The 25,091-nt window shown below is 51.6% G+C and carries 25 protein-coding genes; 1 reads left to right on the top strand and 24 read right to left on the bottom strand.

Going from position 1 to position 25,091, the window contains the following annotated elements:
- Positions 1–16 precede the first annotated feature (16 nt).
- The 24 genes from petA to G533_RS24445 form a co-directional block, all read right to left on the bottom strand.
- Entirely contained in the window at positions 17–598 is a 582-nt protein-coding gene (gene petA / locus G533_RS0104330; protein ID WP_027948903.1) for a ubiquinol-cytochrome c reductase iron-sulfur subunit, read from the bottom strand.
- 1 nt (position 599) lies between these two features.
- Entirely contained in the window at positions 600–2,966 is a 2,367-nt protein-coding gene (locus tag G533_RS0104335; RefSeq protein ID WP_027948904.1) for a phosphoketolase family protein, read from the bottom strand.
- 9 nt (positions 2,967–2,975) lie between these two features.
- A complete protein-coding gene (locus G533_RS20495; RefSeq protein ID WP_051229970.1) occupies positions 2,976–4,145 on the bottom strand; it encodes an acetate/propionate family kinase in 1,170 nt (389 codons plus the stop codon).
- An 11-nt stretch (positions 4,146–4,156) separates the two neighbouring features.
- Positions 4,157–4,420, bottom strand: a complete 264-nt coding sequence (locus G533_RS0104345; RefSeq protein WP_027948905.1) for a DUF5676 family membrane protein — start codon at positions 4,418–4,420, stop codon at positions 4,157–4,159.
- Positions 4,421–4,467: 47 nt separating this feature from the next.
- A complete protein-coding gene (locus tag G533_RS0104350; protein ID WP_027948906.1) occupies positions 4,468–4,926 on the bottom strand; it encodes a hypothetical protein in 459 nt (152 codons plus the stop codon).
- Positions 4,927–4,960: 34 nt separating this feature from the next.
- The gene (locus G533_RS0104355) at positions 4,961–6,316 is read right to left on the bottom strand and encodes an MBL fold metallo-hydrolase (protein WP_027948907.1); all 1,356 of its coding nucleotides are present in this window, start codon (positions 6,314–6,316) and stop codon (positions 4,961–4,963) included.
- Complete coding sequence (locus tag G533_RS0104360; protein WP_027948908.1) at positions 6,313–7,239, bottom strand: ribose-phosphate diphosphokinase; 927 nt, start codon at positions 7,237–7,239, stop codon at positions 6,313–6,315. Before G533_RS0104360 ends, G533_RS0104355 begins: the two co-directional genes overlap by 4 nt.
- On the bottom strand, positions 7,236–8,744 hold the full coding sequence (locus G533_RS0104365; RefSeq protein WP_051230004.1) for a thymidine phosphorylase family protein: 1,509 nt from the start codon (positions 8,742–8,744) through the stop codon (positions 7,236–7,238). The genes G533_RS0104360 and G533_RS0104365 overlap by 4 nt, the downstream gene beginning before the upstream one ends.
- 74 nt (positions 8,745–8,818) lie before the next feature.
- Entirely contained in the window at positions 8,819–10,171 is a 1,353-nt protein-coding gene (locus G533_RS0104370; protein ID WP_027948910.1) for an APC family permease, read from the bottom strand.
- A 111-nt stretch (positions 10,172–10,282) separates the two neighbouring features.
- On the bottom strand, positions 10,283–10,651 hold the full coding sequence (locus G533_RS23855) for a hypothetical protein (protein ID WP_027948911.1): 369 nt from the start codon (positions 10,649–10,651) through the stop codon (positions 10,283–10,285).
- A 12-nt stretch (positions 10,652–10,663) separates the two neighbouring features.
- Positions 10,664–11,011: a hypothetical protein gene (locus tag G533_RS0104380; protein ID WP_027948912.1), complete on the bottom strand. Its 348-nt coding sequence runs from the start codon at positions 11,009–11,011 to the stop codon at positions 10,664–10,666.
- 47 nt (positions 11,012–11,058) lie between these two features.
- Positions 11,059–11,484: a hypothetical protein gene (locus G533_RS0104385; RefSeq protein WP_027948913.1), complete on the bottom strand. Its 426-nt coding sequence runs from the start codon at positions 11,482–11,484 to the stop codon at positions 11,059–11,061.
- A 10-nt stretch (positions 11,485–11,494) separates the two neighbouring features.
- Complete coding sequence (locus G533_RS0104390; protein ID WP_027948914.1) at positions 11,495–12,145, bottom strand: methyltransferase family protein; 651 nt, start codon at positions 12,143–12,145, stop codon at positions 11,495–11,497.
- 25 nt (positions 12,146–12,170) lie between these two features.
- Positions 12,171–12,464: a DUF2933 domain-containing protein gene (locus tag G533_RS0104395; RefSeq protein WP_027948915.1), complete on the bottom strand. Its 294-nt coding sequence runs from the start codon at positions 12,462–12,464 to the stop codon at positions 12,171–12,173.
- Between the two features lie 8 nt (positions 12,465–12,472).
- Positions 12,473–12,811, bottom strand: a complete 339-nt coding sequence (locus tag G533_RS0104400; RefSeq protein ID WP_027948916.1) for a P-II family nitrogen regulator — start codon at positions 12,809–12,811, stop codon at positions 12,473–12,475.
- A gap of 13 nt (positions 12,812–12,824) precedes the next feature.
- Positions 12,825–13,178: a cupredoxin domain-containing protein gene (locus G533_RS0104405; protein ID WP_027948917.1), complete on the bottom strand. Its 354-nt coding sequence runs from the start codon at positions 13,176–13,178 to the stop codon at positions 12,825–12,827.
- 24 nt (positions 13,179–13,202) lie between these two features.
- Positions 13,203–15,548, bottom strand: coding sequence for a heavy metal translocating P-type ATPase (locus G533_RS0104410; RefSeq protein WP_027948918.1), 2,346 nt, complete (start codon positions 15,546–15,548; stop codon positions 13,203–13,205).
- A gap of 15 nt (positions 15,549–15,563) precedes the next feature.
- The gene (locus G533_RS24970; RefSeq protein ID WP_205622544.1) at positions 15,564–15,881 is read right to left on the bottom strand and encodes a heavy-metal-associated domain-containing protein; all 318 of its coding nucleotides are present in this window, start codon (positions 15,879–15,881) and stop codon (positions 15,564–15,566) included.
- 20 nt (positions 15,882–15,901) lie between these two features.
- Entirely contained in the window at positions 15,902–16,306 is a 405-nt protein-coding gene (locus G533_RS0104415) for a MerR family transcriptional regulator (protein WP_027948919.1), read from the bottom strand.
- A gap of 1,260 nt (positions 16,307–17,566) precedes the next feature.
- Entirely contained in the window at positions 17,567–20,695 is a 3,129-nt protein-coding gene (locus G533_RS0104420; protein ID WP_027948920.1) for an efflux RND transporter permease subunit, read from the bottom strand.
- On the bottom strand, positions 20,692–22,284 hold the full coding sequence (locus G533_RS0104425; RefSeq protein ID WP_027948921.1) for an efflux RND transporter periplasmic adaptor subunit: 1,593 nt from the start codon (positions 22,282–22,284) through the stop codon (positions 20,692–20,694). Before G533_RS0104425 ends, G533_RS0104420 begins: the two co-directional genes overlap by 4 nt.
- The gene (locus G533_RS0104430) at positions 22,281–23,618 is read right to left on the bottom strand and encodes a TolC family protein (protein WP_027948922.1); all 1,338 of its coding nucleotides are present in this window, start codon (positions 23,616–23,618) and stop codon (positions 22,281–22,283) included. The genes G533_RS0104425 and G533_RS0104430 overlap by 4 nt, the downstream gene beginning before the upstream one ends.
- Before the next feature lie 11 nt (positions 23,619–23,629).
- Positions 23,630–24,130, bottom strand: a complete 501-nt coding sequence (locus G533_RS20505; RefSeq protein ID WP_023659436.1) for a DUF411 domain-containing protein — start codon at positions 24,128–24,130, stop codon at positions 23,630–23,632.
- Positions 24,131–24,262: 132 nt separating this feature from the next.
- The gene (locus G533_RS24445) at positions 24,263–24,616 is read right to left on the bottom strand and encodes a hypothetical protein (RefSeq protein ID WP_144079790.1); all 354 of its coding nucleotides are present in this window, start codon (positions 24,614–24,616) and stop codon (positions 24,263–24,265) included.
- 263 nt (positions 24,617–24,879) lie between these two features.
- Here G533_RS24445 and G533_RS0104440 point away from each other — a divergent pair, with 263 nt between their 5' ends.
- Positions 24,880–25,089, top strand: coding sequence for a hypothetical protein (locus G533_RS0104440; protein WP_027948923.1), 210 nt, complete (start codon positions 24,880–24,882; stop codon positions 25,087–25,089).
- Positions 25,090–25,091: the final 2 nt, after the last annotated feature.

The following is a 25,091-nucleotide window of genomic DNA, read 5'->3' on the forward strand; positions in this document are numbered from 1 at the left end:
TTTTGGCTGAATGGCGCTAGCTGGTGGTGGCATCGGAACCGATCTCCAATACGTTGTTTCCCAAGTACTGATGCGGAGGAATAATCAGGTTGGTAGGGGCCGGCACCCCTTTAAATACCCGCCCGGCCAGATCGAACTTGGAGCCGTGACAGGGGCAGAAGAAAAGTGCGTGCTTCACCTCTGCTCTGCCATCCGGCTCATAGTTGGGTACACACCCCAAATGGGTACAAATACCCACCGCCACAAAGATATCGTCCCGGATACTGCGAACGGCATTCCTGGCGTAATCCGGTTGTTGATTAACGTCGGAATCGGGATCTCTTAATTCGCCGCTATGCTCTTCCAGAGCCAGGTTTTTTAAATTTTCGGCAGTGCGCCGAACGACCCACACAGGTTTTCCCTGCCACGCCACGGTAATCATGGCACCTGGGTCAATTTTGCTGATATCCACCTGTACCGGAGCTCCGACAGATTTGGCCTTGGCACTGGGATTCCAGGATTGAACAAAGGGCGTGGCGACTCCGACCACACCCGCACCTGCAACAAAGGAGGTGGCTCCTATCAGAAACCGGCGCCGAGGTTCATTCACTTCAGTCATTTCATGCCTCTCCTCTGCCTATTTTCTGCATAACCACTGTGGCAATGGACTGCGCATCAGACTGATTCGCCCGTAATAAACCTGGCGTATCCAAGGTACCGCCTTGATTGCGGTAACCAAAAGCGATACATCGATCAACGCCAAGATCCAAAGGGCGGCAGACACCGAGCAATATTTCCGGTCGCAGGTGCGATACAAAAATGCGCAAACGAATGTCATCGGGAAACAGGTTTATGCGGGTAGCCACATCGCAGACATAAGTCTTCTCATAGGGATCTCGCGGCTGCCGGAAGCGACCCGGTTCTAACAGGTACGTTATGTGGCATTGAATACCTTGTTTAGATAAAGTGCGTTTTACTTCCTGACAAACGCCTAATTGATAGGCACCTACCGCGACAAGTTGTACCGGTGCACCGTCAGTCTTATCCAACGTCAATGCGCCCTGCTCTGCCAACTGGGCTGCCTGCTTGGGTGTGAATGCTGTAACAACCTCATTTTTGGGAATCGTCATCCCCCAGATTTGACCCTGGGTCTGGTAACAGGCATCGAGGCAGGCTACAGCACTATTGGCATCGGCGGGATACACAACTCTCGTCATATCGCTCATTTCCCCCAGCAACACCTCGCCAAAGGCGGAATCCTGATGGGATTGCTCATTCTTGCCGTTCTCCCATAAGTGCGAGGTGGCAATCACCGGCACCGACAGCCAGCCCGGCGGGCGCCCCAGCGCTTTTTGATGGCGCGCAAAAATGATTTCCTGGCGCAGCGCACCGATCATTTTCATGGCGAAGGCTTCATAGCTCACCACCAGGTTCAGACCGCCTTTGTTTCCCAGCGCCGCATTTACGACCGCCTCTTCATTGAGTGCGGTAATCACCGAGCCGTGAATGGATTCGGCCACACCCTGTTCCGGCTTCAGCACCCGGTGCTTAAGCAGATCAAGCGTCTTGCCCATGCGATTACTGCGCAGCTCATCCGGGTTGCCGATCCGCACCCGCCTATCGGGATTAGCGAGGTGCCATTCACAAAAGCGTGTGTCCACCGCTGCCATCGGGGATGTCGGGTCACCCTCGGTATGCCATTGTGGCTCTGTGGGAGATTGAAGCCTGACGTTGCGCATACACAGGGCATGGTGTTTTTCCGGCACTCGATTATCCGCCTCATGCTGCGCAATTTGTGAGATAGCCAGTTCCAACTCACTTCGTGGAAGAAATAATTTGGCCGCGTGTTCGTTAAATAGGTTGCGGGAGCGTTCATCGCTACCGGGGTTACCCGGTAGCGGTGTGCCATGAGCAGCATTGGTACCGGCGCCGTAGAATCCGTAGCCTTTTTCCGTTTCAGCAATCAGATATGGCAGTTTCACCGGATAGTGCATATGGCCTTCACGGATGTGCGCACTGCAGGCTTCGAGCCGCGCTTCGGATTCAAAAATTCCCCAGATAAACGCCGCCGGATCACGCCCGTCGATGGCGATGGGGTGAAAATCATTCTGTTCCAGGTGCTCGTAGAACCAGGACAAACCGCCTTGCTGGTACATGGTGGAGCGCTGGTCAATTCGCCTGCCATTGGCAATCATCACCGGTGTCACCAGCCCGCAATCCTCGGCGCGCCACCAGCGACTGGCCCAGTCGCTACCGCGCTGTTCTTCAAAAGCACCGTCACTTAAAAACGCCACTAGCCGTTCCCCGGGCAGCGGCATATGCACATATTGCAGTTCGGCAAAACCCAGATAGCCGCCTTCAATCAATCCGCCAGCGGTCTGCGGGTTTACGTGACTACCCAATGGAACACCAGGACGACCATCATCCGCCATGGCATAGCTGTAAAAATCCCGCGCCAACTGCGTCAAACCCTGCTCACTCAACGGATAGCGTTCGGCCTGTTCCGGATAAAGATTTTGCAACAGCACATTGACCGCATCGATGGCGGCCACACAGTGCCCCTGTCCCATCAACCAGCTGCGGGTGATACCGGCCAGGCGATTGGCAACCATATAGCCCGCATAGGCAGGCACCATATTCAGGGAACCGCCGGTATGCCCCTGTGGGTTGGATTTAAAGTCGTCTGCATCGAGTGCGCTGCCGTTGAAATTCACTTTGTTGGTGTAGGTCATATGCACCACCAACCACATGGCCGCAGTCGCCAGGCGGTCAGCGGCAGATAGTATCTCCAACACTTCATCGATCTGTCTAAACCGTCCTGTACACAGCAGTTGCTGGCAAAGATCGAACACTCTCACCTGCGTTTCATCCCGGTGTTGGATCACGCCATAACCTTCCGACCAGCGCGCAAAGGCAGGATATGTATCGCGATATAACTTTGCCCGCTGTTGTGTCCGATGATCGTTTTGTTGATCTATGGCATACATGGAATTTCCTCAATCAGCCAACGACTGAAATTCATTCTCAAAAGAAAAGTGATGGTGTACGGATCGCAACATGGCCGCTGCCTCATCGGCGACCACTACCCAACACTGCACCGGCGATGCCGGTGACGATAAAAGTAATGGTAAAGGGGAGCGAGCCAGGGGATCTTTTAACGTAATGCCTAAGTGGGAAAGACCGGACAACAAGCGACAGCAAATATCGACGTTGTTTTCCGCAATACCGCCGCTAAGAACGACACCGTCCAGCCCGCCCAGAATGGCGAAATACGCGCCCAGTGCTTTCTGGAATCGATAACGGAAAAAATCAAACGCCAGTTGGTGTTGCGGCTGTTTACTCGCAAACAAATCCGCCATGTTATCGATTCCGCCGGACAGACCCCGCCAGCCGGATTCGTGATTTAAAACATGATCAGTCTCTTCCGGCGTCCACCCCTCCTGCCGCTGCAACCAGGTCAGTAATCCGGGATCGATATCACCGCTGCGCGTGCGCATCAACAACCCTTCATTGGGTGTAAACCCCATGGTGGTATCGACCGGTTTGCCATCGCGGATGGCAGCCATGGAACAGCCGCTTCCCAGTTGCGCAGTCACCAGGGTGTAGTGTTCGATATCGGGATTCACTGTCTCCCACTGTTTGACCATGGACTCATGAGCAAAACCGTGAAACCCGTAACGGCGTAATCCATATTTCTCAGTGAGCGCGACGGGCAGTCCATAAATCTGTGACAGCACCGGCAGGTCGCTGAAAAACTCACTATCGAAAACCGCAAAAACGGGAATGGAAATTCGGGTATTCCGAAGCTGCTCAATCAGTTCAATGGCCGCTTTATTGTGCAGTGGCGCCAGTGGTATCAGGGTTTGCAGTTGCCGAAAGTTATCGTCGTTGATGGGGAGAGGTTTAAGATATTCAGAGCCCCCGTGTACGACTCTGATAATCACCGCGCGAACATCATGATTTGTCAGCACATCGGTCAGCCAAGGGGGTGCGCCAGGATAAGTCTGCGCAGCTGATTGGCCGACACCTGCTTGCCCAATAGCAACAGGCGCCGTTGCACCCGCATATTCAAGCGCCGAGACGTTATGCGTGCTCCACTTGATGGATGAACTACCCGGATTCAACACCAACAGAACCGGTTTGTCATAGCGCGGCAAACTGCTCATCAGCCGGATAATCAGTCGGATGACTGCAAGCGGTTATAAATGGCCGCCAGCAGCCAACCGGCGATACCCGCTGCCACGAACCAGGCCACCAGCCCGATAACGACACCAGTGAGAGTCAAGTGCCAACCCATCTCATTCAGTTGCATATGCACCATTTCTCCAGACATGGACAACATCATGGAAGGCATTAACATCACCAGCAGACTGCAAGCCAGCCACAGTATCGCCGCGGTAATCGCGCTGGCCATCCCGAATTTGAACGCATTAAGTGTCATGATTATTCCTCCGTTTATGGTGGTGTATCTGTGAGAAATTGGTGTCTCTACAAATCCTCGAACCGATTGGCAGACTGCGTCATACGCATCATTTCGTGCTCTTCCAGCGACCGGAGTGATTCCATCAACTCTTTGGCAGAGGGGATCTCCGCCCTGGAGGCGAGATAGCGATACAGTTCAATCACCTGCTGGTGTTGATCGACTATCACCTCCATGATTTGCGTGGCATCCAGCTCGGCAAAGGGCGCGTCGCAATGCGCATGCCGAACGATGGGGTGCTTTGCCACATATTCGTAACACCAGGTATTCAGTGCATGCTCGTCGCCTGAGGTTTCAAACCCGCTGACTACCTTGGTCAGTGCCTTCTCATGATCGGACAGATACCCAAGGATCATCCGGGCCCGTTCACTCGTATTCTTGTCCGCACAATGAGATAAACACTGGCTGAGGTGTTGGTGGAATTCCTGAGTCCAATGAAGAACATCTTTTAAGGTTTCGATTTGCATAGTATTTTCCTCTTGTTCTGGCCTGACTCAATTGTCACAAACGCAAAATGTCGCGGTATCCCGCCACTGCAACTTTATATTTTGTATTTTCCTGTAAATGCACTCGCAGGCCCTCTAACGCTTCCGGATCACCATGAATTAATTGAATCGATGTGGTATCTGCTAATTCTGATTGCGTTAACCATTGAGTGAGTTCGAGGTAATCGGCATGACCTGATAGGCCTGAAATGACCTCAACCGTGGCGCGAAGCGGTATCCACGCACCGTGAATTTTTACCGCATTGACGCCCTCCAACATTTTTGCACCACGAGTACCGCCCGCTTGATAACCGGTAAACAATACAGTGGTTTTCGAGTTATCTAACAGGCGTTTAAAATGGTGAAGAATACGCCCACCTGTGGCCATGCCACTGCCTGCAATTATGATGTGTGGGAAAGCCTGCCCAGCAATAGCCTTAGATTCATCCACTGACCGGGTATAGGTCACGGCATCACACATGCGATGGCATTGTTCGTGGCTTAGGCGATGTTGATCACTGTACTGACAAAAAATATCCGATACTTTGATTGCCATAGGGCTGTCGAGATAGATCGGCATTTTAGGGATATCGCCCTGATCCATCAGGGTCGCCAACAGATGTTGCAAGGCCTGCGCCCGCCCTACCGCAAAGGCCGGGACTAGCAGCACGCCGCCGCTTTTGGCGACACGGTTAACAATTTCCGCCAACTGCTGAAACGGATCTTGGGTGTCGTGCCGGCGGTTGCCGTAGGTGGACTCCATCAACAGCAGATCCAGCTCCGGCAATGGTCGAGGGGGGGGCATCAGCACATCATCGAAGCGACCGACATCACCAGAAAAGCCGATTCGTTTCCCTTCCGCTTCAACGATAATGCTGGCGGCGCCGAGAATATGACCGGCAGGCTGTAAATAAAAACGGATATCCCCGACCTCGATCTGTTCATCAAACTCCACAGACTGAAATAGCCTCATGCTGGCTTCCGCCGTTTGACGGTCGTAAAGCGGCTCAGGGTGCGCGTGCTTGCCCAATTTATGTTTGCTGTAATACTTAGCGTCTTCCTCCTGGATATGGCCGCTGTCGGCCAATAAAATCTGACACAGGGCCTTAGTGGCGTGATGGGTAAACACCGGGCCGCGAAAGCCGCGCTTGTATAGCACCGGGATATAACCGGAGTGATCCAGATGTGCGTGAGTGAGCAGCACCGCATCCAGTTTGTCGATGTCCAGGGGCAAGGTTTGCCAGTTGCGTTCCCGCAGCCACTTGTAGCCCTGGAACAAACCGCAATCGACTAATACGGTTGTCGTTTCAGTTTCCAGCAGAAATTTTGAGCCGGTAACGGTCTCGGTGCCGCCGACAAAGGTAATTTTCATAATGATTTTCCTGGCAATTTAAGCATGCTGATAACGGGCGCAATCAGTTGCGACGTAATATCAATAGCGTTGGAAGGATGGGGGATGGTATTGGATGTGACCAGTTGGCTCAGGCCTGAGGCCAGTAAGGTTTTATCGGAGTGATCGGCAAATATGCCGTGCACCGCCACGCACTGAATGTTGTCGATACCTTTGGACCGAAGTGTTTTAACGCATTCCAGGATTGTTTGCCCGCTGGAAATAACGTCGTCGATAATCACTGCCGTTCTATCCCTGAATTCGTTGATGTCGGGCAGCATCACTTCGACTTGGCGATCCCCGAAGCGCTGCTTTTCTCCAATCACAAAAGGATGTTGACTAAAGGCAGCAATCTCATCAACCCATTGCTCGCTTTCGCTGTCGGGCCCTACCAACAGTAGGTTGCTTTGCGTTTTGAGCCAGTGCGCCAATGCCGGAGCCCCTTGCACAACACGACTGGGTATGGAATAGATTTCATCCAGAGAATGATAGCGATGCAAATGTGGATCGACCGTAACCAGCCAATCAGCATGTTGAGAAAGGCACTTGGCAAAAATACGTGAAGTAACCGCTTCCCCATCGACAAAACGGCGATCCTGACGCATATAACTGAGGTAAGGCGCCACTAACCCCACTTGCGACGCTCCCAGCTCCCGCAGTGTTTCCAATAAAAACAACAACGGCAGATATTTGATGTTTGGGTGTGACAGATCAGCCACCACAATACAGGCGCGATTTTCTACATCAGATTGAATACGCAGATAGGACTCCCCATCAGGAAACTGCCGAGCGTTAAACTCGCCAGGTTGACCACCAATCGCGTTACTGAGTGACTCAGCCAACGGATGATTGTTCAGGGAAAACACCACTGGAGATTTATCTTTCACAGCCATCGTCTCGCTCATCGTTCCTTCTCGACCGTAAAAATTGTCGATTGGCGATAAAACGCCATCGCATACTGTTGCTCTCCGATCGTATCGGAACAGAGCGTAAATAAAGGTTGTCCGACGGTGACCTTGTCGCCGACTCGAGCATGTAGACGCAACCCCGCAGCCGCTGTCGCCGGAGCGCCTGCCAGCTTCGCCAGACGCGCGAGTTGACGATTGTCGATAGCGGTAAGTGTGCCCGCTGCTGTGGCCGCTTCGGTATGTTGGTAGCTGGCGTCAGGCAGGGCTTTCATCCCACCCTGCGCGGCCAAAATGCGCTGGAACTGCTGCCAGGCTTTACCTTCATCCAAAATCGCGATCGCTCTTTCCAGCCCTTGTTCATAACGCTCTTGATAAGCAAGTGAAAACAGATGTGCAGCCAGAAACAAGGCACGCTCCCGAAGATCCTGTGGTGCACTGTGCTCGCGCTGCAATACTGCCAGCACATCCCGCGCTTCTTCTACCGGGCCGATACCACGCCCAACCGGTTGGCTACCATCCGTAATAAGGCAGCGAATTTGAATACCACAGGCGGCTCCCACCTGGGTAAAGAGTGAGGAAAGGCGATCGGCGTCGTTCTGGGAACGCACTTTAGCGGTGGGGCCGACGGGAATATCTATCACCGCATGAGTGGAACCGGCAGCGATTTTTTTTGATAAAACCGAGGCGATCAACTGCCCTTCACCATCCAAATCCAGGGCCCGTTCAATGCGAATCAACAAATCGTCGGCCGGACTCAGGTTGACAGCGCCACCCCAAACAAGACAGGCATGGGTCTCAGCCACTACACGTTGAATCTCATTGAGCTCCAGATTGACGGTAGTCAGTGCCTCCATAGTATCCGCAGTACCGGCGGGAGAGGTGATCGCCCGCGAGGAGGTTTTAGGGATGGTGAGTCCCGCAGCGCTGACAATGGACACCACGAGCGGTGTGGTGCGGTTGCCCGGCAGCCCACCGATGCAGTGTTTATCAAGAACCATGGCTTCGTCTGGCCAGTTCAGCCGCTTACCACAGGCCACCATGGCCTGGGTGAGACTGATGATTTCATCTACGTCTAAACGGCTACCCGCGCACACACTGAGGAAGCTGGCGATTTCGATATCCGAATAGCGGTGGTCGCCGATGTCCTCGACAATAGCGGTAATCTCTTGATCACTGAGTTTGTGTCCAAAGATTTTTTTGCGCACGGCGGCAAGTGATGTCACTACCGGTGCGTGGTCGACACTAACCGCGGCGCCATCATCGACGTCCAAGCGCTGCATGGCACTTTTAGACAACCCTGCACTCCCGGAACTCAGTACCTGTTCGTCCACCACATTCAGCGTGGCGATAACGCTGTTTTCCCCGTACCGCAGCATGACACGGCTGTTGGCAGTGAAACCTTCAGAGCGGCAGATGTGACAATCACTGCGCATATACACCACCGGTTCCTGGTGGGTGTCGATGCCCATGTCGATCACCTTAAGTGTGTTAATTTGATCCATTAGCATTTCCTGAACAACAAAATTTAGCCATTGCCTTTCTTTCAGTGGCCAGCAGGCTTTCTCCACCACCATTTTTAATGGTGATGTTCATTATCCTGACTCAGGTGCACAACCTGCTTTCGTTTTTTAGATCCCAGAAATAGTTGCTCGCCGATAGCGATTAGCATCATTGTGACAACGGCCACACCCAACACAAATGGGTCTGAATTCAACTTCACCCAAACAAACCCGCTTAGTGCAAGCAAATCTAATATAATCGCAGTGACGGGAACCCAGCTTTTAGCTTTAACATCGTCCAACAAGTAGCGCAGAACACCCCAATGAATGGCGATATCCATCACTAGATAGAAAACGATGCCAAGTGCTGCTATACGGGAAAGATCAAAAAACGCTGTGAGCACAAGACCGAGTACCACGGTGTATACCAATGTATGTTTCTGAATGCTGCCAGGCATACCGAAGTGTCGGTGAGGCACCAACTTCATCTCTGTTAGCATCGCGAGCATCCTGGAGACCGCAAAAACACTGGCAAGAATCCCACCCGCCGTCGCAAGCATGGCAATCGCAACAGTGAACCACACGCCATACTCACCGAGTGCGGGTCGAGCGGCTGCAGCCAGGGAATAATCACGGGTCTCGATAATCTCACTGAGTGAGAGGTTACTGGCCACCGAAAAACCAACCAATGTATAGATGACGACACAAGCAGCAATCGAAATAACAATCGCGCGACCAACATTGCGGTGTGGATCGATCACCTCGGAACCACTATTGGTAATCGTGGTAAAGCCTTTGAATGCCAGAATCCCCAGCGCTGTGGCACCGAGGAAATTACTAGCTGAACCGGTCTCGCTTACATGGTCAAAGTCCACCGCCAGGCCATCAGCCAACCAGATTCCGACGAGGCCAATAATCAGAATGCCGCCAATTTTCAGTAGACCGATGAATCCTGCAACTCCTTGAATCAGCCGATTACCCAGCAGGTTCACAATGAACGCCGCCAAGATTAGGGAGACGCCGAGTATAGGCGTCATTTGTCCTGATGGGTCACCGCCAAACAATTGCATGGTGTAGGAACCGAACGTACGCGCGAGAAAGCTCTGAGCGATGACCATCGAAAAATACATAAGTAGTGCATTAAATGCAGTGGGCAACCGATCGCCATAGGCCTTATGCAGATACATGCCAATACCCCCTGCTGATGGGTAGGCATTGGATATTTTGATGTAAGAGTAAGCGCTGAAACCAACGATGATTGCGGCCGAGAGAAATGCCAATGGGAACAATGCACCAGTCATCTCTGCCATTTGACCGGTTAGCGCGAATATTCCCGCCCCGATCATCACCCCAGTCCCGAGCATCACCGTACCTGATAGAGTGAGGCTACCTTCGTCGTAATGTGTCGAACGATCGTCTTTTTCCTTCATTCAGGACTCCTAAAAATAATGGTTAATCCCCTTTCTGGGCTTTCGGTGCAAGGTATGCAGGCTGCTTAACTGCAATTCTCTATTTATCGACATTCACCATGGAGGTATACACTAGCGCTTGCGGCCAGCGCCCGGGGGTATTTGATGACAGCTCCACGGTTCGTGACTGGCGTTGTTTTTAACGTTCTGATCGACAAATTTGTAATAACCTTCTTTAAAATGCGTCCACCAATCATGGCTTACTTCGACGCCATGCTTTTTCAACACATCTTCGATACCATCCAGACAAATCCTGGAGGCGTCATAAGCAAGATTCAGCACATGACTTTTTTCATCAAAGGAAATGGCGTCGAGCCCGTAAAGCTGATCGACTTCAGCAACCACTGCTTGCAGGTTGTTCTGATCGGCAGGTTCCAGTTTTAAATGGCGTACCACAAGATTGATTTCTGATACGCCTAGCCGATGTTCTTTTTTGCTCATTTTCGATTTCCTCTAGTGAGGCGGCATCTTGTTGCAACAATGCGTTTCATGCTTGGCGTTATCCTTGATATTTTCATCTGTCTGCCGTTGCCAACCCAGCTTGGTGCGGCTCCACCAATTGTTTTTAATTGCCGCGCCATGTTTTTCGACAATGGCAATCATTTCATCGATATTGTGGTGAGAGGCGTCGTATGCGATTTTGAGAGTACCTTTCGTCGTGCTCAGCCAAACACGGTCAACACAGGGGAGCCCGTCCAACTCCTCTGTAATGGCCTTCGCGTTGCTTTCATTCACCCCACGTAAACTTAAGCTGTGCTTCGCTAGAAAACCTGGATTGATTCCTAATCGATGCTCTACCATCACTTCCTCCAAAATATCGATTACTAACGATCAATAGTCCGCTTCGCTTATTTCTTAATGTGTTTAGGACGACCCTTGCGAACTTCTATCATGTTGTCCATCATCTGCCCCATCATCATCTGCATCATCCCCATACGCTCCTCCATCATTTTCATGCGCTCTTCGGTAGAGCTGGATGCCATGTCGCCTTCACCCTGATTTAGCATCATCATGCATTGCTGCATCTCTTTCATATGTGCTTCGATGAGTTCATCCCGTTTGCCTTGGTCTGCTTCCTTTTTCAGCTGACCCATCAGGCGCTCCATGGATTTTTTGTGTTCTTGCATCATTGGCATCATTCGCTCATGGCTCATCATCATGCTGCCTTGCTTACCCTGTGTGTTCGGGTCACCGTCATGTTGATGCTCACCTTCGGCGAAGACTGGAGATGCCAATAATGCGGAAATAGCGAGTGCTGACATTAAATTTTTCATTGTTTTATCCTCAGACAGTTTCGGGTTCATTGATTTTAAATTTTGGAATCCACGCAGGCGTAGATTCCATATAATGGCGATAAACTTCGCCAAATTCTTCCAGCGCCATCCGCTCCTCACGCTTTGCGAGTCGCACGTAAACCATTACCAGTATCGGAAACATCACCAGCGTTGGAATGGTCGGCCACTGCAACAGGAAGCCGAACATAATCAGGATAAAAGCAACATACTGCGGATGGCGACAACGAGCGTACCAGCCGGTAGTGGCCAGCGACCGGGTCTGCTGTGCCTTGTGCAGTACATTCCACGCTGAGGCAAGCAGGAAGAAACCCAAAATGATCAGGACATTGCTGGCGATATGCAGCGGATCAAAATGAGGGTTACCTTCAAAACCGAAAAGGGTATGCAAAAGATGGCCGTTCTCGTGGGACAAGAAATCAATACCTGGATATTTTTCCGCCAGCCAGCCGGAGAGGAAATAAATGGTTAAGGGAAAGCCATACATCTCGGTAAACAGTGCAATAATAAACGCCGAGAAAGCACCAAAGCTTCGCCAGTCAGTTTTGGTTTTCGGTTTGGTAAAACTGAAGGCAAAGAAAATAAATATTGCTGAATTGAGTATCACCAGCGTCCAGAGGCCGTAAGCGGATTCACCGTGCATACTTCATCTCCTGTTATGTATTGGGTTAATGGTGATGACGATGTTCGTTTTCCCGGCGACCTTCTTCCAAGCCACGTTGATAAGCATCCTGGTCGGATTCATCCTCGTGCTGGCCATGGTCACCGTGGCCGCCGTGCCCCCCATGTCCGCCGTGCATAAACAGATGCATAAACGGGCAGGCCAGGAGAATCAGGAAAGGTAAAAACTGCCAGACGTGTTGCCGGTGCTCGATCAGCAGAAAGTAGCTCGCCGCTGCAATTAAACCCAGGGCGGCCAGGCCTTTGGGGGTCAACCAGAATGATGATTTTTGGGTTGCCATGGAACACCTCACCTGTGAAATTGAAAATCGTTGTCTGTTGCGCTGCGTTTATCATGTATCCAAATCAGATCGTTGACTGGCACGATGCAGACCAGCCCTTCGCTATCGGCATTAACATGCGCCGCATCCACAATCAGCTGCGCAATTTCCCTCGCCTGCTCAGCCTCGGCATAAATCTCCATTTGAATATGCTTGATCAAGTGGTTTTCGTTAAAACTGTCGAAGTAATAACCCCGGCCGCGAACCGGGTGTAAGGTAAAACCCGTCACCCCGTGTCGTATCAAGGCCTCTTCCACGTCTTTCAGGCGAAACTCATCAAAAATGGCCGTGACTTTATTGATGTTCATCAGATCCTTCTACTTATTTCACCGTGATCAGTCCACGGTACATCTGCATCTGGCAATGAAACGCGTATTCACCTGCTGCCAACGCGGGTAACTGAATGGTTTTCAATTTGTTCAGTGGCAGGGTATCGCTGATTTGCAGGTCAGGGATCAGTAAAGTCTCAGAACAGGGTGATTGATCTTTGCGGATAAATTTGATTTCGACAGGTTCTCCGGTCGACACTTTAATCCGAGAAGGGGAATAGGTGCCATTTTCAACAGTAATCACCAGATCGTTTTCCCCCAGCTCAGCTTCTTTCGGCTTGTAAAGCCAGAACCACCACACAATCAGAGCGATTAACGCAAATCCGGCTATATTGATCAGTAACATGTGGTATTTCTCCTGGTGTTGGGCTTAGTGTTCCTGCGCTTTAAACAAACGCAATCGATTGGCGTTGGTCACGACAGTGAGTGATGAAAACGCCATCGCGGCCCCGGCAATCACCGGGTTCAACAACAAGCCCAAGAATGGGTACAGCACGCCAGCCGCAAAAGGCACGCCGGCCACGTTGTAAATAAAGGCGCCGAATAAATTCTGTTTGATATTGCGCAAGGTCGCTTTACTCACTGCAATGGCATCGGCCAAACCATGTAACGAACCCCGCATCAGGGTGATGTCGGCACTTTCAATGGCCACATCGGTACCTGTGCCAATAGCGAAGCCGACATTGGCGATGGCCAGGGCTGGCGCGTCGTTGATGCCGTCACCGGTCATGCCCACCACTTCACCTTCCATCTGCAGTTCCTGCACTTTTTTGGATTTTTCTTCCGGCAGCACTTCGGCGAAAAATTCCTTGATACCGGCTTTTTCCGCTACCGCCTTGGCTGTGGCGCGGTTATCGCCGGTGAGCATCACCACCCGGATGCCGTTATGTTGCAGGCGCTTGATGGCAGCAATGGAGTCTTCCTTAATTGGATCGGCTACTGCGATAATCGCTGCGAGCTTATTATCAACGGCGAAATACATCGGCGTTTTAGCCTCGGCGGCCAGCATCTGGGCCTTTTCAACAAAATCACCCAGTTCGATAGTGCGCTCGCGCATGAGCTTTTCATTGCCGAACAACAGTGTTTTTCCGTCCACCTCCGCCTGCACACCGTGGCCGGCAATGGCGTTAAAATTTGAGACCTTGCCCATTTCGATCCCTCTTTCCTGAGCACTTTCAACAATAGCCATGGCCAACGGATGCTCGGAGCCGGATTCAAGCGTTGCTGCCAATCGCAACACCGCCTGCTCGTCATGTTCACCTGCCACCAACACATCGGTAACCTTCGGCGCGCCCAGGGTGATGGTGCCGGTTTTATCCAGAATCATCGCCGATATCTTCGACGCGGTTTGCAAGGCCTCGCCGTTACGAATCAGCACGCCCGCCTCCGCGGCCTTGCCCACGCCCACCATCACTGACATCGGTGTTGCCAGGCCTAGCGCACAGGGACAGGCGATAATCAATACAGTGGTCGCCGATACAATCGCAAAAGCTACCGCTGGTTCCGGCCCAAAATTCAACCAGGTCAGGGCGCTCGCTACGGCGATAATCATGACCACCGGAACAAAATAGGCTGAGATGACATCAGCCAAACGACCAATGGGCGGCTTAGAGTTTTGTGCGCGCTTGACCATATTGATGATTTGCGCCAGCGCCGTGTCTTTACCAACGCGGGTAGCTTTAAACAGAATTGAGCCTGACTTATTGATGGTGCCCGCCGCCACGGTATCCCCAGTAGCTTTTTCTACCGGCATCGGCTCGCCGGTGAGCATGGATTCGTCAATAGCGGTATGCCCTTCGATTACCTCGCCATCGACGGGAATTTTTTCACCTGGCCGCACACGGACCACATCGTTCAGTAGAACCTGTTCGATAGCAATATCCAGTTCTTTGTCATCGCGAATGACCCGTGCTGTTTTTGCCTGTAAACCAATCAGGCGCTTAATGGCCTCCGAGGTACGACCGCGGGCTTTCAGTTCCAGTGCAAGGCCAAGATCAATCAAGCCGATAATGATCGCCGTAGCCTCGAAGTAGACATGGCGCGCCTGATCGGGAACGGCGTCTGGGAAAAACACCACCACCATGGAATACAACCACGCCGTGCCAGTACCCAAAGCAATCAGCGTATCCATATTGGCAGAATGATTGAGAAAGGACTTCCAGGCGCCGACAAAAAAGTGCTTGCCGGAAAAATAGAGAACACCAAAAGTCAGAATACCCACGACCAACCAGGCGATGCGTTCTGTGGTGGTGTTGACGTTGACTTCACCAGTGATCAGCGCATAGGCCATCAAAGGGCCACCCAGTGAGAGAGCAATCCAGGTTTCTTTCATCAAGCGCTTGTAATAAGCCTGATCCGCCTTCTCTTTTTCGGCCAATGCATCATCTTCATTCTCAGCAGCCGCAAGCTTGGCGTTATAGCCCGCCTTCTCCACCGCCTTAAGCAAGTCAGACGCGGCTGCATTGCCAATCACGCTGACGGTGCGCTGAGCGAAATTCATTTCCGCGTTCTCCACACCCGGTACCGCCTTCAGAGCTGATTCGATTTTTCCCACACAGCTGGCACAACCAGCACCCTCGATAATCAGTTCCTGGTGCGCCGCGCTATCAACATGAACATGGGGATCAGAACCGTGTTCATGATTATGATGCTGTGCGTTGTTATCGGTATCTTTATGACAACCCGGTTTGCCGGATTCCGTGTTCACTGAACTCATGGGATCACTCCTGAATTATTTGATGACCGCCGCAGGAAAACCCGCTCGATTCAACGCCTCTATCAGAGCGTTAGATTCGACCATGCCAACGACCGAAGCGACACCCGTCGCCAGATCCATACACGCATCGCTTACACCGGAAACAGAGCGTAGCGTTTGCTCAATGCTTCTTACACAACCACCGCACGTGGCGCCTTGCACCTGTAACCGCTGCAGCGGGATATCGCTATCTGAGCCAACACTGCTCCGAGTGTTAGCTGCAGTGGATGACTTGCTGGCGCAACAGCAGCCGCCCCGGTGATGAGTAGGGCTCTCGAATTTCTGTGTATTCATGGCAAATCCTCTATGTTGATTTACTGGGCAAACTCTTCAATCAGGTGACAGATCATATGGCCAGTCGGCACCTTATCTGGCTTTTGGCTCCACTCAACCACGGCCTGCTGCATGCGTTCCCGCAGTTGCAGAGTCTCCGCGAACCGTTGTTCAGTTTCATTCAGGCGTTGGTCAATCAAGCGGCGTACCGTCGGGCAAGGCGATTTCTTCTTATCCGCGTGGTTCAAAATTTCCTGAATATCCTCAACGGAAAAGCCCAGTTGCCGTGCACTCAGCACGAATCGCAAGCGGTTGTAATCATTTTCGCTGTATTCCCGATATCCATTGGTTTTGTTCTTCCCCGGTTTCAGAATCTTGATCCGGGTATAAAACCGCACGGTATCGGCCGTAACCCCTAAACGCCTGGCCATTTCGATCACTTTCACACAGCTCTCCTCGCAGCTCAGTCTGACTATCGCGGGATTCAGATTAACCCCGAAGATCTGTTCCTTGCCTCGATATGAGTTAATCATCAGTTTTAAACCCGAGAGTAAATCCGAAGAATTTATCCGGCTTTTTGTCACCTTACACCTGTGTCCAAGACACAGGTCAAGCAATTTTCATTCACAGGTATCCGGTTTCTCGTATTCACTATTACACGCTCCTCGATCTTTAGCCTGTACGCCATCAACCGTTAATATTGGCAAGATATCCTGTCACTGCGTTTCTGCATTGAATCGGCCCGCACACAACTCCCAAGGTGCACCTGGACTTATCCATTGTCATAGTAGAGCGGTGTTTCTGACCTTAAGATGACCCATGTATTACATTGCTGTAATGTATGTGTAATCCTGTTTACCCTGGCTAGTCGGAAAATGGGTTGCTCCCAGCACAAAGCGGGAGAACCGCCAGCAGGGATTTCAAAGGTTCAGGAACCAGGATCCGCAAAGGCGGAACCATTCAAGAAACAGGTATCGCGGTTGTTATACCAGCGGGATTACCGGCCTGATCAGGCCGTTTTGGGAGGATGGAAAATGCGTGAGGGGAGCCGCGCCAACAGTGGTTCCGGGGCGGTATTGAACACATCGCAGGCGGCATGATTCAAAGTATTTTTATAAAATGAACCGACAGCCCCAACTGTTCCCGAGGCTGAACAGGTTGGCGCACAGTGACTGGCCGATAGACAGCCTGAGTCGCAATGACCGGTTAAGCACTTACCGCAGGGTTTGGGCGAATTGCTGCCGACACCCTGGTGACAGGGCATTGTCGAAGCAGTGAGGCTATACCCGGCCGCCTGTTCACCGTGGTCATTCGGGTTGAGAGAATCGGAAGTGGGCGCTGGGACTGGGAGCGTATGGTCCAGATCCGATATCGAGACGATCGAGCCATGGTTGAGCGCGTTTGCCGACACTGGAAGGTGAACCTGCATATCCTTGGGCAATGCAGCCATCAGTGGTTGCGCAAGCAACCCCCAAATGACCAACACAATACCCAGATAATGAACCATCTCGGCCCCTCTTTATTGACCGTTTTAATCTAGCAGATCCGATATTGCTAGTTCTTGACCTGAATCAATTGTTTGACACCGATGAGTATCTCATCGGTTCCAAAACCAGAACCAGAACCAACGGAGAGGCCAAGAATATAGGGTTAGAATTCAGAACGGCGCACCCGAACTTTATAACCGGGTACGCTACGCTCATCGCTTATGCTTCACCAATGCACTTGCTCTGCTTCCAAAGCAGATAAACCGCCGGCAATACCAACAATGTCAATACCAAAGCACTGAGCATGCCCCCCACCATAGGTGCAGCAATTCTGCTGACCACTTCCGCCCCTGTACCGGTACTGAACATGATCGGCAGTAAGCCGACAATAGTAGAGACTGTCGTCATCATCACCGGTCTAACACGTAAGCCTGCACCGTGAAGAACAGCTTCCCGTAATCCTTTCATACTCGGTGTGATGCCCCGCTCCTCACACTGAAGCAAGAAAAGCGTATGTGCCTGGTTGAGATAGACCAGCATAATGACGCCAATTTCTACCGCCACGCCCGCCAACGCGATAAAACCCACACCCACAGCAACGGAAAAGTTGTAACCAAGCAAATACATCAACCAGATGGACCCAATCATTGCCAGTGGTAAGGTGCCCATAATGATGGCGACCTCGGCAACACTGCGGAAATTTAAATAGAGCAGCACGATGATAATTGCCAGAGTCAGAGGCACCACGTAGGAGAGCTTCTCTTTGGCCCGCAACATGTATTCATACTGTCCCGACCAATTCAGGGAGTAGCTTGTTGGTAGTTCGACCTGATCGGCCACCACTTTCATAGCGTCTTCCACATAACTGCCGACATCCACTCCGTCGATATCGACAAAGGTCCAACCATTAAGACGGGCGTTTTCACTCTTGATGGCAGGCGGCCCGTCTTCAACATAAACACGAGCAACATCCCCCAATGCAATGCGCTGACCACTGGTCGTGACAATAGGCAGCAGAGCTAACTGCTCGGGAGAGTTGCGATAATCTTGTGGGTAACGCAGGTTGACGGGGTAACGTTCCAGCCCTTCGATAGTCTGCGCTACGTTCATACCGCCTATAGCGGTGGCAACCACTTGCTGCACATCGGCGATATTGAGGCCATAGCGTGCGGCTTTTTCTCGCTGAATATCCACCTTGATATAACGGCCACCCGCTACTCGCTCGGAATATACTGAGGCTGTGCCAGGTACATCTTTGAGCACCTGCTCCAAACGCTTGCCGATTTTTTCGATCTCCTTGAGGTCGGGGCCAGCCACCTTAATACCCACCGGGGTTTTTATACCGGTAGCCAGCATGTCGATGCGGGTTTTGATGGGCATCACCCAGGCATTGGTCAAGCCGGGAAACTTCACCAGCGCATCAAGCTCCTTCTTGAGTTTGTCGGTGGTCATGCCATCGCGCCACGCCTCTCTGGGTTTCAACTGAATAAAGGTTTCAATCATGGTTAGCGGCGCCGGATCTGTAGCAGTTTCAGCCCGTCCAATTTTGCCAAATACGGTTTCTACTTCCGGAACTGTGGCAATCAGCTTGTCAGTCTGTTGCAGGATTTCCCGCGCCTTGCCGATGGACAGGCCCGGATAGGTAGTGGGCATGTACATCAGGTCGCCTTCATCCAGATCGGGTATGAATTCGCTGCCAATCTTGTTAAGCGGCCAGATCCCAACAAGAAACACAACGCCAGCCATGGCGAGTGTGATTTTTGGAAAGCGCAAAACACCCTTGAGCAGCGGCATATAGCCTGCAATCAGCAACCTGTTGATGGGGTTTTTTCTCTCGGCGACCACCTTGCCCCTGATAAAATACCCCATCAACACCGGCACCACTGTCACTGCCAACGCGGCGCTGGCGGCCATGGCATAGGTTTTAGTGAAGGCTAGGGGACTAAACATTCGGCCTTCCTGAGCCTCCAGGGTAAATACCGGCACAAAGCTGACGGTGATAATCAGCAGACTGAAAAACAATGCCGGGCCGACTTCGCTGGCAGACTCTGCCACCACTTTCCAACGGTTCTCTGGCGTCAACGGCGTACGTTCCATATGCTTATGCATATTTTCAATCATCACAATCGCACCATCTATCATGGCACCGATGGCAATCGCGATTCCTCCAAGGGACATAATGTTTGCATTAATGCCTTGCCAGTACATCACAATAAAGGCCGTCAGGATTCCCAGCGGCAGGCTAACGACTGCCACCAGTGATGACCTGACATGAAATAAGAAAATGACACAGATCAACGCGACGATAGCAAGCTCTTCAACCAGACTTTTCCATAAACTGTCAATGGCGCTAGAGATCAATCGAGATCGGTCGTAAACCGTGACAATTTCTACGCCTTCCGGCAAACCCACCTTGAGTTTTTCCAACTTTGCTTTGACGCCATCAATGGTTTTCTGGGCATTCTCGCCAAAGCGCATGACGACAATCCCACCTACCACTTCTCCCTCACCATTAAGTTCAGCAATACCACGGCGCATTTGCGGACCCAGTTCAATATCGGCCACATCCTTTAATAACAGCGGTGTGCCATTCATATCCAAACCCAGAGGAATGGTTCTCAGATCGTCAATACCCTGGATATAGCCACTGGCACGCACCATATATTCCGCTTCACTCATCTCCACAACAGAAGCACCAACTTCCTGATTACCACGTTGGATGGCCATCTGGATATGAGAGAGAGGAATATTAAAAGCACGAAGCTTGTCCGGATTTACTTTGACCTGATACTGTTTGACCATACCGCCAAGCGCAGAGACTTCTGACACCCCCGGCACCGTTTGCAGTTCGTATTTCAAAAACCAATCCTGCAGGCTGCGCAACTGACTGATGTCGTGCTGACCAGTTCTATCTACCAACGCGTAGAGATAAACCCATCCCACGCCAGTCGCATCCGGTCCCAATTGTGGTCTGGCACTGGGTGGCAGCGTCGGCGCCACCTGCGACAGGTATTCCAATACCCGCGAGCGGGCCCAGTAAGCATCGGTATCTTCATCAAAAATGACATAGACATAGGAGTCGCCAAAAAACGAGTAGCCGCGTACGGTGACCGCACCCGGTACTGACAACATGGCAGTAGTCAGCGGATAGGTGACCTGATCTTCCACCACCTGCGGCGCCTGCCCCGGATAACTGGTTTTGATAATCACCTGCACGTCCGACAAATCGGGAATAGCATCTACCGGTGTATTTTTAAGGGACCAGCCACCAATTCCCACCAACATCAAGGTGGCCAACAGAACAAAAAAACGGTTATGAACGGACCAGCGAATAATTGCTTCGATCATTGTCCGGCCTCCTGCTGGTGCTCACTGTGATCCATCCCGCTATGATCCATCTCCTGATGATTCATACTTTCAAGATCACTGTGTTCCATGGCATCGGTTGGCTGGACATTGTCTGGATCCATGTCGGGAATATGCACTTGGCTAATCACGAAATTATTGTCTTCCCGGCGAATCTCCACATGGATATTCATTCCAGAACCAAACCGGCTCATATCCACCGCTTCGTCGACCGTAAAGTCCATTACCATAGCCGGCCACTGCCAACCTTCGATGGCTGCATGCGCCAGAGTTACCATTCGATGCTCTGTCATCAGGCTTTCAACACGTGCACTTACCCAGACCGAGTCGGAACTTGCGGTTATCCGATCATCTGCATGGGCCATGCGCTTGAAGTCTGAGGTTTTGCTGGATTCGGAATCAATCAGGAACTGGGCAGACGTAACAATACGCTCACCGTCTTTTAAACCAGAAAGAATTTCCACCTTATCTTCACCAATTCTGCCTACCTTCACTGCGATGGACTTAAAACGCCCTTCACCTTTTGCCAATACCACTCTTGATTGGCTACCGGTACGAATCAGTGCTTCACGGGGAATGAGTAAAGTCTCCCGCGAGGGCTTGGTAACTATTGTCATTTGCGCAAACATGCCCGGCCTCAGGAATCTATCCGAGCTGTCAAAATGCACCCTCACCTGAGCGGTACGCGTTTTGGCGTTCAGAGAGGGGTAAATATAATCAACATTTCCTTTCCACTCGCGACCGGGTAAATAATCCAGTCGCATGCGCACTGCATCACCCACTTGCACACTGGCCGCCTGCCGTTCGAATATTTCACCAATCACCCAGATATGCTCCAGTTGGCCTATGGCCATCATCTCCATACCCGGCTTAACAAACATCCCTTCCCGAGTGTTCAGATTATCCAATACCCCAGATTGAGGTGCAGTGATGGTAATGGTCTGACTAACCTTGCCGGATTTTTTTAGGCGATTGATTTCTGAATGAGGCACTTGCAAGGCCGATAGCCGCTCCATGGCAGCCGTGATTAGTGTTGGATTATTTCGTTTTAATGCCAGCAACAGTTCTTCCTGGGCATTGACCAAAGTCGGCGAATACAACGCATACAGCGGCTCACCCTGTATAACCGGATCACCCGCAGCTTTGACATGGAGTTTTTCAATCCAACCCTCCACCCGTGGATGAATGTGAACTAGACGGTCTTCATCATATTGCACATAGCCCACGGTATTGACAGAGACGTCCAGCTGCCCCCGAGTGGCAGGCGCTGTACGTACGCCGAGGTTATTGACCACATCGGGAGAGATGGTGACCGTGCCAATCTCCTGATCGCCGCCCGCGTCTTCATACACTGGTATCAGATCCATCCCCATAGGGGATTTACCCGGATTATCGCGCTTATAGTTGGGGTCCATCGGCGCGACCCAGTAGAGTGGTTTTTTCTCGGCAGCAACGTCATCACTGCCTGTGGTCTCTTTCATACGCCATAGGGCCGAGTAGTGCGAAAGGGTCGCTGTCGCAATCAACAAGGCAACTGTAATGAAAAAAGATTTATTCAATTGAATCTTCATGGGGTTAATCCTTCAGCGTGTTCTCTGCTGGTGGCGGGAAACGGTTCTGAACCATTTTTGGACAAGAGGTAATTCAACTCGGCAATCATCTTCAGCCGATCAATCCTGATCGTTAAAAAGTCGATCTTGGCATTTAACTCAGCAATGCGGGCGCGCACCGCTTCGGCAAAGTCGCCGTCGTCGTTGTTGTAGGCGGCCAGGGCAGCTTCGGCCTGCTCTGACATTTGCGGCAATAACTGCCCGGCGTAGAGCGCGCGACGATCATTCAGACGCTGTAGCTGGACCAAGGCCGTATCCAGGTCCGCCATCAGCTTTCGCGCCATCAGTAACTTGTCAGTTTTCAAGGTCTCGGCCCGAGAAGTGGCCGCACTGACGTCTTTATCCTGTCGCTTGCCGGTGAAAAGCGGCAGGTCAAAGGTCACACCGACAGAGAACAAATCAGCGCGGTCGCGACCCATGGGATCATCGTCCCTATAGCCGTATTGGGCGGAAAGACCCCACTCAGGTTTATATTTCTGGCGCGCTAATTCGACCCCGGTCTCCATGGCATCAATACGCTGATCAAGTGCCAGCAAGAGTGGGTGCCGATTGACCTGTTCATAGAGCCAACGATCACTATCCGGCTGACCTCCCACCGACGTCGGCTCATCACCGTACTGACTGGGCACAAGCTGCGCTAACGGCAGACGGGCGCGACCGCCGACCCACTCGGATAAACGCTGTTGGGCTGACTCCGACTGTTGCCGCAGCACCGTCAAACGATCGTCCAACCGAGTAAGCTCCAATTGGGCCCGGATAATATCCTGCTGGCGGGCACGTCCCAGTGCCGACGAATAGCTCGCTTTGGTTGCATCTACCAAATGTTCAAACAACGAGCGATCCCGCTCAATCAATCGAATGCTCTCCTGGGCCCTGAATGCTTCCAGCCACAGCTGCGAGACAGTAGCCGCTACCTTGGCCTGGCGATTCTGCCTGAGCAATGGCTCCTGTTCCGCCAACTCCTGTTTCTGACGGCTGGACAGCGCCAGACTATCGCCGCGAGGAAACATCTGACTAACACCTACAGTGAGCTGCGTCATAGGCTCCTGGTTGATATCGAAGCTATCGGTAGGAAAGTTAGCCGCCATCAGGCTGACCTTGGGGTCTGGCAGCGTCGATGCTGAAATTGATTCGCTGGTCAAAGCGTCTTCGCGATGCCGGCTACCGTTCAGCCAGGGATCCGTGGCAATGGCATGGGCGATGGCCTCATCCAGACTCAACGTATTAGCCGGGCTCTGCGCAAATACAGGAAGCCCCACCAGCAAAAACAATAAAAATACCCATTGAATGTTCATCGTTATATGTCCTATTGCTGATCGCGACTATTCACAGATGCAAACACGTCAGCCGAACCGTCTTTTTTAAGCAGCCATACCTTGTAAGGCGTAAACCTGTCACCCATCTCCATACCCGGGCTGCCTGCCGGCATGCCAGGCACACTAAGGCCGATGGCGTCATCGGGAGGGTTTTCCAGAAACTGCTGAACAAAGCGCGCAGGGATATGGCCTTCGAACACATAACCGTTACTCGTCACTGCTGTATGGCAGGACTGGAACTCAGGTGCTATGCCATAGTCATTTTTAATGCGATTCAAGTCCGACGGGTGGTGGGTTTTTGTGTCAAAACCAACATCTTCCATATGGTGAACCCATTGCTGGCAGCATTGACAGGTGCGGCTTTTATAAACATCCAACGTGGCAATCGTTGCGCTTTTAGTTGCGTGATTTTCGCTTTCTGAACAAGCGGTAAGAAATAACAGGAATACGATCAGCGCCGGAAAGCGCAGATAGGTATGTAACGGCTTCATGATGACTCCCAATCAAGAGTTGCAGTGAACGCGCTCGTAGCGATGGCGCGTTTTAAACATACGTTATGGGAGTTTTGATCTCCCGCTTATCGAGTCGTCAGACGCCTGAATTTCAGGCGTACCAACCCTACTTCAGCGGGAAATGGGGGGGCGAAACAGCGAGGAAGCTGCTTGGGAGAGGAAGGAAACCGAATACGCTGTATTGAGGGTTTGAGAAAACTGAACGGAAAACGGCGACAGTGTACTCACCACCGCAACGCTTGCAGAGATGCAATCCAACTGAGAGCAGTGATCCTGGCTGCAACAATCAGCGGCATCAGCCGTAAGGGCATTATTGATCTGGATATTGTTTGCCTTGGTATGGCTTCCATGATCCATTGCCCCCGTCATTACTGGAACATCGGGTTCGTGACTCATCTTGTGGCAGGGCAATTTCGCAGCAGCAAACGACTGGCTGGTGAAAGCCAGTAACGCGAAGATTGCCATGTAAAATCTGAATCTGCTAAGCCACATAATCTGCAAATGGTTATATTAACCTTAGGAAAGATACCTTATTCTCTCGAAAGTTCAAACATAGCGCCCTTGATGATTGACATAGATCAATCAACGGATTGTTCCATTAAGCGCCAGAACTGCAAATATTGACTTGAGGCCCACCCCGTCAGGATTGAGTGGCTGAGCTAAGTTTTTTTGTTCAACGGCGCTATACTTATATCCGGACTGGAGTAACCCGCAGATGGAGTCTGCCGATGAATACTGTCAACCACATTGCCAATATCCTCAGAGCCAGTGCTGCTTTGCTCGTAACCGCTTTGGGCATTCTATTCAGCGCCGATGACGACGAAAGCGAAGACCGCCCCTTAGGAGATGGCTCAGACCGATTTGGGGATCACAATTTTCGTACCGGACGTATGGACTCTGGAGCTGATCCAGATGGCTGGTATGAGGAGGACTTGTAACA

The sequence above is a fragment of the Haliea salexigens DSM 19537 genome, from assembly GCF_000423125.1.
In the GTDB taxonomy this organism is placed as follows: Bacteria; Pseudomonadota; Gammaproteobacteria; order Pseudomonadales; family Halieaceae; genus Haliea; species Haliea salexigens.